Source organism: Rhodococcus sp. Leaf225 (assembly GCF_001426145.1).
GTDB lineage: Bacteria > Actinomycetota > Actinomycetes > Mycobacteriales > Mycobacteriaceae > Rhodococcoides.
Map to the genome: position 1 here is coordinate 515,654 of NZ_LMRN01000012.1, position 7,909 is coordinate 523,562.

6 protein-coding genes are annotated in these 7,909 nt (G+C 68.8%); 3 read left to right on the top strand and 3 right to left on the bottom strand.

Annotated features, from left to right (window positions below; translation table 11 throughout):
* Positions 1 to 10: 10 nt before the first annotated feature.
* From ASG69_RS12125 to mqo, 3 genes are all read right to left on the bottom strand, one after another.
* Complete coding sequence (locus ASG69_RS12125; RefSeq protein WP_056445011.1) at positions 11 to 1,915, bottom strand: VWA domain-containing protein; 1,905 nt, start codon at positions 1,913 to 1,915, stop codon at positions 11 to 13.
* A 217-nt stretch (positions 1,916 to 2,132) separates the two neighbouring features.
* The gene (locus ASG69_RS12130; RefSeq protein WP_027505061.1) at positions 2,133 to 2,618 is read right to left on the bottom strand and encodes a GNAT family N-acetyltransferase; all 486 of its coding nucleotides are present in this window, start codon (positions 2,616 to 2,618) and stop codon (positions 2,133 to 2,135) included.
* Positions 2,619 to 2,630: 12 nt separating this feature from the next.
* Positions 2,631 to 4,190 carry a malate dehydrogenase (quinone) gene (gene mqo / locus ASG69_RS12135; protein ID WP_081821172.1) on the bottom strand — a complete coding sequence of 520 codons (1,560 nt, stop codon included), beginning with the start codon at positions 4,188 to 4,190 and terminating at the stop codon, positions 2,631 to 2,633.
* 158 nt (positions 4,191 to 4,348) lie between these two features.
* On the opposite strand from mqo, the gene ASG69_RS12140 reads away from it, so the two are divergent.
* The 3 genes from ASG69_RS12140 to ASG69_RS12150 are packed head-to-tail and all read left to right on the top strand — an operon-like array spanning position 4,349 to position 7,640.
* The gene (locus tag ASG69_RS12140) at positions 4,349 to 5,389 is read left to right on the top strand and encodes an alpha/beta hydrolase (protein WP_027505059.1); all 1,041 of its coding nucleotides are present in this window, start codon (positions 4,349 to 4,351) and stop codon (positions 5,387 to 5,389) included.
* Positions 5,386 to 6,795: a mycothione reductase gene (gene mtr, locus ASG69_RS12145; protein ID WP_056445014.1), complete on the top strand. Its 1,410-nt coding sequence runs from the start codon at positions 5,386 to 5,388 to the stop codon at positions 6,793 to 6,795. The genes ASG69_RS12140 and mtr overlap by 4 nt, the downstream gene beginning before the upstream one ends.
* A gap of 11 nt (positions 6,796 to 6,806) precedes the next feature.
* The gene (locus ASG69_RS12150; RefSeq protein ID WP_082544492.1) at positions 6,807 to 7,640 is read left to right on the top strand and encodes an RCC1 domain-containing protein; all 834 of its coding nucleotides are present in this window, start codon (positions 6,807 to 6,809) and stop codon (positions 7,638 to 7,640) included.
* Positions 7,641 to 7,909: the final 269 nt, after the last annotated feature.

Here is a 7,909-nt window from a genome sequence, read left to right on the forward strand (position 1 = left end):
GAGAATCTCCTCAGGCTGCGGCCCGGACGACGCCGGCCACGCTCGCCGACGACAGTTCGGGCAGTGAGATGTAGGTGCCGCGCAGGGCGGTCGCGAGGTCACGGGCGAGTCCGAGGCGAACCATGCCGGACTCGCAGTCGACGACCACGGAGGCCACCTTGTCCGCGGCCAGCAGTGCGGCGGCGTGACGGGCTCGCCCCACCGGATCGGGCCCACCGGTGGCTCGGCCGTCGGTCAGGGTGACGACGAGGGCACGACGCCCCGGCTCCCGGACCCGCTCACGTGCGACGACGTCGCGTGTCGTCAGGAAGCCCGACGCGAGCGGCGTTCTGCCACCGGTGCGTACGTCGCGGAGTCGGGTGACGGCGACGTCCACCGACCGGGTCGGCGGGAGGATCACCTCCGCGTCGCTGCCCCGCACCGAGACGACGGCGACGCGGTCGCGGCGTCGGTAGGCGTCGCGCAGCAACGACACGACGGCACCGGTGACCGCAGACAGGCGGTCGCGCGCCGCCATCGAGCCGGAGGCGTCGACGACGAAGACGATCAGATTGCCTTCGCGCCCTTCGCGATCGACGCCGCGCAGATCACCGCCCGCGATGGACAACCGGCCGGACTCGGCCGCTCCCCTGCGCTCCGCGGCACGCATCAGAGTGCCGACGAGATGGAGTGAGCCGCCGGTGAAGTCGGTCGCACGCACGACACGACCCGAGGACACCCGCGCGCGTGAGCGACGGCCGGGTGCGCCGTCGCCGACACCGTCGATCTGCAGGAGCCGGGCATCGAAGCCGTCCCCGGACGCGGCGGTTCCGGAGCTGCCACCGGTCGACGGCCGCGGAGGCGGTTCGTCGGCCGACGGTGCATCGTCGGAGCTCGACTGTTCGGGAGCACCGTCCTCGGCAGCGGGATCGGGTGCGCCGCCGCCGTCCGGGTCGGGATCGGGATCGGGATCGGGCTCCGGTTCCGAACGTCGCACGTCCTCGTCCGCCTGCGACATCGCGTCGTCCAGCTCGCCGTCCGCGAGTCCGGGAGCATCGAACGGATCGCGCCGACGCCGATGGGGCAACGCCAGTTCGACGGCGACGCGCACGTCGTCCTCGGTCACCGTGGTGCCGCCCCGCCACGCGGCGTGAGCGGTCGCGGTGCGCGCGACGACGAGGTCACCGCGCATCCCGTCGACGTCGAAGGCCGCACACACGGCCGCGATACGACGCAGTTCCGAGTCGGGCAGCTCGACGTCGGCGACACGGTCCCGCGCACCGGCGATGCGGGCCGCGATCTCCGCGTCGGCGTCGGCATGCGCCTCGGCGAACGCCACGGCGTCGCGTTCGTAGTCCAGTCGGCGACGGACGACCGTCATCCGCGTGTCGACGTCGCGGGAGGCGGAGACGTCCACGGCGAGGCCGAAGCGATCGAGCAGCTGCGGGCGCAGCTCCCCCTCCTCGGGGTTCATGGTGCCGACCAGCACGAAGGTCGACGGGTAGGAGTGCGAGATACCGTCCCGCTCCACGTGTACCCGGCCCATGGCTGCCGCATCGAGCAGCAGATCGACGAGATGGTCGTGGAGAAGGTTGACCTCGTCGACGTACAGCAGGCCACGGTCCGCTGACGCGAGCAGGCCGGGGGTGAAGGCGCGTTCGCCGTCGCGGACGATGCGCTCGAAGTCGATGGACCCGACGACGCGGTCCTCGGTCGCACCGACGGGCAGTTCGACGAGCCGAGCGGGCCGGGTGCCCGCCGAGTCCGTGACGGGAGGCATCAGCGCCGTCAGCGCACGCACGGCGGTCGATTTCGCCGTGCCCTTCTCACCGCGTACGAGCACGCCGCCGATGCCGGGGTGAACGGCACAGAGTGAGAGCGCCAACAGCAGTCGGTCCTGACCGACGATGGCAGAGAACGGATATCCGGGATTCACGCGTGTGGTCCTGTTCGACCTCGGTGACCGCGCCGAGGAGTCGAGACGATGCTGCGCGTGGTCTCCTCACGCAGCAGTGACACGAACGCTCGGCGATCTGGCTCCGTGATCCGACCTCCTGAAGGAGGCCGGACCACGTCACAGTGGCGGGACCGCGCCCGAGTCACACGGGCTTCTCCGAGACGTTCGTCGGTTGTTCAGTGTCGGTGCAGGCGAGTCAGTTCTTGTCGCCTTCGCTCCAGGGACTGCCGCCGCCGCGCCGCATGGGCGTGTGCGGGATGCCGTCCTCGAGAACTTCCTGGCCGTCCGGGTAGAAGCCGTGCTTTGCGTACATCTCCACCAGGTAGCTCTGCGCGTTGATGCGGCACGGGGACGAGCCGACCTCCGCGAGCGCAGCCCGCAGCAGACGCGTGGTGTGGCCCTGCCCGCGCGAGGAGCGGTGGGTGCACAGGCGCCCGATGCGGAACGACTTCTCGCCGTCGTCGTGCTCCTCGAGGAGACGCAGTGTGCAGACCACGCTGCCGTCGCGCTCGAGCCAGAAGTGGCGGGTGTCGGAGAGCAGGTCCTTACCGTCGAGCTCGGGGTAGGCGCAGGCCTGCTCCACCACGAACACCTCCACGCGCAGCTTGAGCAGCTCGTAGAGGGTCTCGTTCGACAGGTCGAGTGCCCAGGATCGCTTGAGTGTTGCAGTCGCCGTCGTCATGTGATGGTGGTATCACACAGTTCCGGAGTGCGCGACCTGCCGGCCGGTGGCCGAAGTCGTGTCGAGCTGCAGCACTCGCGTGGTGTGCGACCAGATCTCGTCGAACAGACGCGGGTTCTCGGCCAGCTTGGTGCCCAGGGACGGAACCATGTCCTTGAGGGTCGGCTCCCACGAGCTGTACCGGTCGGAGAAGCAGCGCTTCAGCACGTCCAGCATCGCCGGCACGGCGGTGGACGCGCCGGGTGACGCCCCGAGCAGGCCCGCGATGGTGCCGTCGCCCGCGTTGATCACGGCGGTGCCGAACTCGAGCACGCCGCCGCGACCCTTGCGACGGATCACCTGGACTCGCTGTCCGGCGGTGACCAGCTCGAAGTCCTTGCCCTGAGCGGACGGCATGAACTCCCGCAGCGTCTCCACGCGGTCGGTCTCGGACTGCAGCAGCTCGGTGACGAGGTACTTGGTGAGGGCCATCTCGGTGACACCGACACCGAGCATCGAGAACAGATTGTTCGGCTTGACCGAGTTGACGAGATCGGTCATCTTCCCCTGCTTGAGGAACTTGGGCGACCAGCCGGCGTAAGGCCCGAACAGGAGTCCGGGCTTGCCACCGATGACGCGGGTGTCGAGGTGCGGCACCGACATCGGGGGCGCACCGACCGAGGCCTTGCCGTACACCTTGGCGGAGTGCTGCTCGACGAGCTCGGGGGTGGTGCACCGCAGCCACTCACCGCTGACGGGGAAACCGCCGAAGCCCTTGGCCTCCGCGATGCCCGACTTCTGCAGGAGGTGCAGGGCGCCGCCGCCCGCGCCGACGAAGACGAACTTGGTGACGATCTTGCGCGTGACGCCGGTCCGCCCGTTGTAGACCTTGACGGTCCAGGTGCCGTCGGAGTTCTTGGACAGGTCGCGGACCTCGTGTCCGAAGTTGACCGAGGCGCCCTCCACCGCGAGGTGGTTGAGGAGCTGCTTGGTCAGTGCGCCGAAGTCGACGTCCGTACCGCCGTCGGACCAGTTGAGCGCGATCGGATCACTGAAGTCGCGCCCCTTCGCCATCAGCGGGAGGCGACGGGCGAACTCGGTCTCGTCGTCGATGTACTCCATACCGGGGAACAGCGGGTTGCCCGAGAGCGCGTCGTACCGCGCTCGCAGGTACTTCACGTTGTCCTCGCCGTGCACGAAGCTGACGTGCGGGATGGGGTTGATGAAGTTCTTGGGGTCGGCGAGCACGCCGGCCTCCAGCGCGTGCGACCACCACTGCCGCGAGACCTGGAACTGCTCGTTGACGTTCAGCGCCTTGCTGATGTCGACGGAGCCGTCCTTGCCCTGCGGGGTGTAGTTGAGTTCGCAGAGGGCGGAGTGGCCCGTACCGGCGTTGTTCCACGGGTCGCTGCTCTCCGCGGCCGCGGCGTCGAGACGCTCGAAGACGGAGATGGACCAGGTGGGCTCGACCTGACGGAGGAGCGTGCCCAGCGTGGCACTCATGATGCCCGCGCCGATCAGGACGACGTCGGTCCTCTCCACCTTCGATCCCGACTTGGTGCCGGACTGACTGTTCTGATCGTGTTCGCCCACTGCTGGATCGACTTCCTTCGTCCATCGGCACTCCCGACAGGGAGTGCGGTGCGGATGCTGCTGTCCGCGGCGCCGTGCCGCGTCACCGCGACAGTCACCGTCTCTGTACCCGATTGTGCCCCTCGCCACCCCTGCGAAGCGGCCATTACTGTGTGAGTGTGACTACATGGGCGCCCGATGTACTCGGTGACGATTACGAGCAACTGACCATACCGCTCGGCTCCGACCCGGACGGCGAGGGCGAGGTGCGGGCCACACTCGTGCGCCTGACGCGGTCCGTGACGGGTTCCGCGACGCCGAAGGGCGCAGTCCTCTACGTGCACGGTTTCACCGACTACTTCTTCCAGCGCCATCTGGCCGAGCACTTCGCCGATCTGGGACACGCGTTCTACGCACTCGATCTGCGCAAGTGCGGACGCTCCATCGGCGAGGGGCAGTCGCCGCACTTCGTGTCCGACCTGGCGCTGTACGACGAGGAACTCGACCGGGCGCTGGCGATCGTGCGCGAGGAGACGGGCGCCGAGGTCCTGATGGCGGCGCACTCGACGGGCGGCCTCATCGTCCCGCTGTGGCTCGATCGTCTCGAACGCACCCGAGGGGGCGCCGCTGCCGCCGGCATCTCCGGTCTGGTGCTGAACAGTCCGTGGTTCGACCTCCAGGGCCCGCCTCTCGTGCGCAGTGTCGGAACCGTCGCGATCGGTGTCCTGGGCCGCGTCGCTCCCCTGCGCGCGCTGCCGGGTCAGGGTCTGGACACCTACGGCCTCTCCATCAGCTCGGGTGGCAACGGCGAGTGGGACTACGACCTGTCGTGGAAACCGTTGGCAGGCTTCCCCATCAAGCTCGGCTGGATCCGCGCGGTCCGTCGCGGCCACGCGGAACTGCACCGGGGACTCGACATCGGCGTGCCGTCCCTCATCCTCCGATCCAAGGTCACGCGCTTCTCCAAGACGTACGTGCCGGACGTCGACGCCGCGGACGCCGTTCTCGACGTCCGACAGATCGCGCGGTGGGCGGGATGCCTGGGCAACCGCACGACGATCGTCCCGATCGAGGGCGCCCGCCACGACGTCTTCCTCTCCACACCCGAGCCGCTGGAACGCGCCTTCGCCGAGATGGACGACTGGCTGCGGCACCGCGGCAGCGGGTTGTCCGACGCGCCCTCGGGCGGCGACCACGCAGAACTGGCGACCGGATCGTGAGCGCCACGGCGGACACCGGGTCCGATGTCCAGCATTTCGACCTCGCGATCATCGGAACCGGTTCCGGCAACTCGATTCTCGACGAGCGCTTCGACGGGTTGACAGTCGCGATGTTCGAGGAGTCCATCTTCGGCGGCACCTGCATCAACGTGGGATGCATCCCGACGAAGATGTTCGTCTACGCGGCGGAGGTGGCCCGCGCTGTCACCACTGCGTCGAAGTACGGCATCGACGCCCACATCGACAAGGTGCGGTGGACCGACATCGTGGACCGCGTCTTCGGCCGGATCGACCCCATCGCGGACGGCGGGGAGAAGTACCGCCGCGAAGGTTCGCCCAACGTGACGCTGTTCAGCAGCCACGCGCGCTTCGTCGGACCGCGCCGTATCGACACGGGTGACGGCCGTGTCGTCACCGCCGACAAGGTCGTCGTCGCGAGCGGCTCGCGTGCCACCGTCCCCGATTTCATCCGCGACAGTGGCGTCACGTTCCACACCAACGACGACATCATGCGGCTGCCGTCCCTTCCGGAGCGGCTGATCGTGCTCGGGTCGGGCTACATCGCCGCCGAGTTCGCGCACGTGTTCTCGGCCCTCGGCTCGCACGTGACGGTCCTGGCACGCAAGGAGCGCCTCCTCCGCAAGTCGGATCTCGAGATCTCGCAGCAGTTCACCACGCTCGCGCAGGACAAGTGGGACGTCCGGCTCTCGGTCGATGCCACCGGTGTCCGTCAGGACGGCGACGACGTCGTGGTGTCCCTGTCGGACGGCACCGAGGTACGCGGGGACGCGCTGCTGGTGGCGATCGGTCGCGCTCCCAACGCCGATCAGCTCGGCGCCGACGAGGCGGGCATCGACCTGCACGACGACGGCCGCATCGCGGTCGACGAGTTCGGCCGCACGTCGGCCGAGGGCGTCTTCGCACTCGGCGACGTCTCGTCGCCGTACCAGCTCAAGCACGTCGCCAATGCCGAGGCGCGTGTGGTGCAGGAGAACGTCCTGAAGCCGTCGTGGGACGACACGACGGGGTGGAAGCGCTTCGATCACCGCTACGTCCCCTCCGCGGTGTTCACCGATCCGATGATCGCCGAGGTGGGTCTCACCGAGCAGGAGGCTCGTGACCAGGGATACGACATCGCGGTCAAGGTCCAGAAGTACGCCGACGTCGCGTACGGCTGGGCGATGGAGGACGACGAGGGTCTCTGCAAGGTGATCGCCGACCGCGCGACCGGCCGTCTGCTGGGCGCGCACATCATCGGTGAGCAGGCGCCGACCGTGATCCAACCGCTGATCCAGGCCCTCACGTTCGGGCAGTCCGTCCGCGACGTCGCACGGGGCCAGTACTGGATCCACCCGGCACTGCCCGAGGTGGTCGAGAACGCGCTCCTCGGACTCGATCTCGACTGATCGGACGCCGGGTGCGACAACACGCGGATGTCCTCGCCGCGGGACGTCGCCACTCCGTCGGACTGTGCGCCGACGGCTCGGTCACTCTCGCGGGTGACGTGACGGGTCACCGCGTCGAGGAATGGTCCGACGTGGTGGCCGTGGCCGCAGGGAACGTGCACACCGCTCGCAACACCGGACAGTCGCACACCGTGGGGCTGCGAGCCGACGGCTCTGTCGTGGCGACCGGCTGGAACGCGCACGGACAGTGCGACGTCACCGATTGGTCGCACATCGTGGGCGTTGCGGCTGGGTGGCGACGCACACTGGGTGTGGCTGCAGACGGCACCGTCAGGGCCGCAGGTCGCACCGACGAGGGTGCGTGTGAGGTGTCGTCGTGGGCCGGTGTCGTGGCGGTCGCTGCCGGGGACTGGCACTCCGTCGGACTGCGCTCGGACGGAACCGTGATCGCGGCAGGCACCGATTCGCGAGGTCAGTGTTCGGTGACAGAGTGGACGAACGTGCGGTCGGTCGCGGCGGGCCATCTCCATTCCGTCGCTCTGACCGTCGACGGAAGAGTGGCGATCGTCGGCGCGAGCGGTGGGAATGCGAACGACTGGGTCGGCGTCGTCGCCGTATCGGCCGGCAGTCGGCACACAGTGGGTCTGCTCGACGACGGTCACGTGGTCGCAGCGGGATACGACGATCGAGGTCAGTGCGATGTCGCGTCGTGGCGAGACATCGTCGCAGTGGCGGCCGGGTCGACGCACACCCTCGGGCTGAGGTCGGACGGCACCGTGATCGCGGCGGGCAACGGCGATGACGGGCAGTGCGACGTAGAAGACTGGCGTGTCCGTCTGGCGTGACATTCCTGGCCCGGAGTGTGTCGGTGGGGTGAGCTACCGTCTGATCTGGCGTCGGGGGGCGCTGCGTTCGGACGTCACCGGGGGGTGAATCGATGTACGAGACAACACTGTCGGTGGACCAGCTGACGGCTGCCAAGAGTGATGCTCAGGCCGCTCTGGCGCTTTCAGTCACGGCGTCGTGTGCGTACGTGCAGGAGTCGTCGCGTCGGCCGGCGGTGCTCGGTCCGGGTGGGGTGTTCGACGCCGAGGCTGCTGAGATCTGTGCGGTG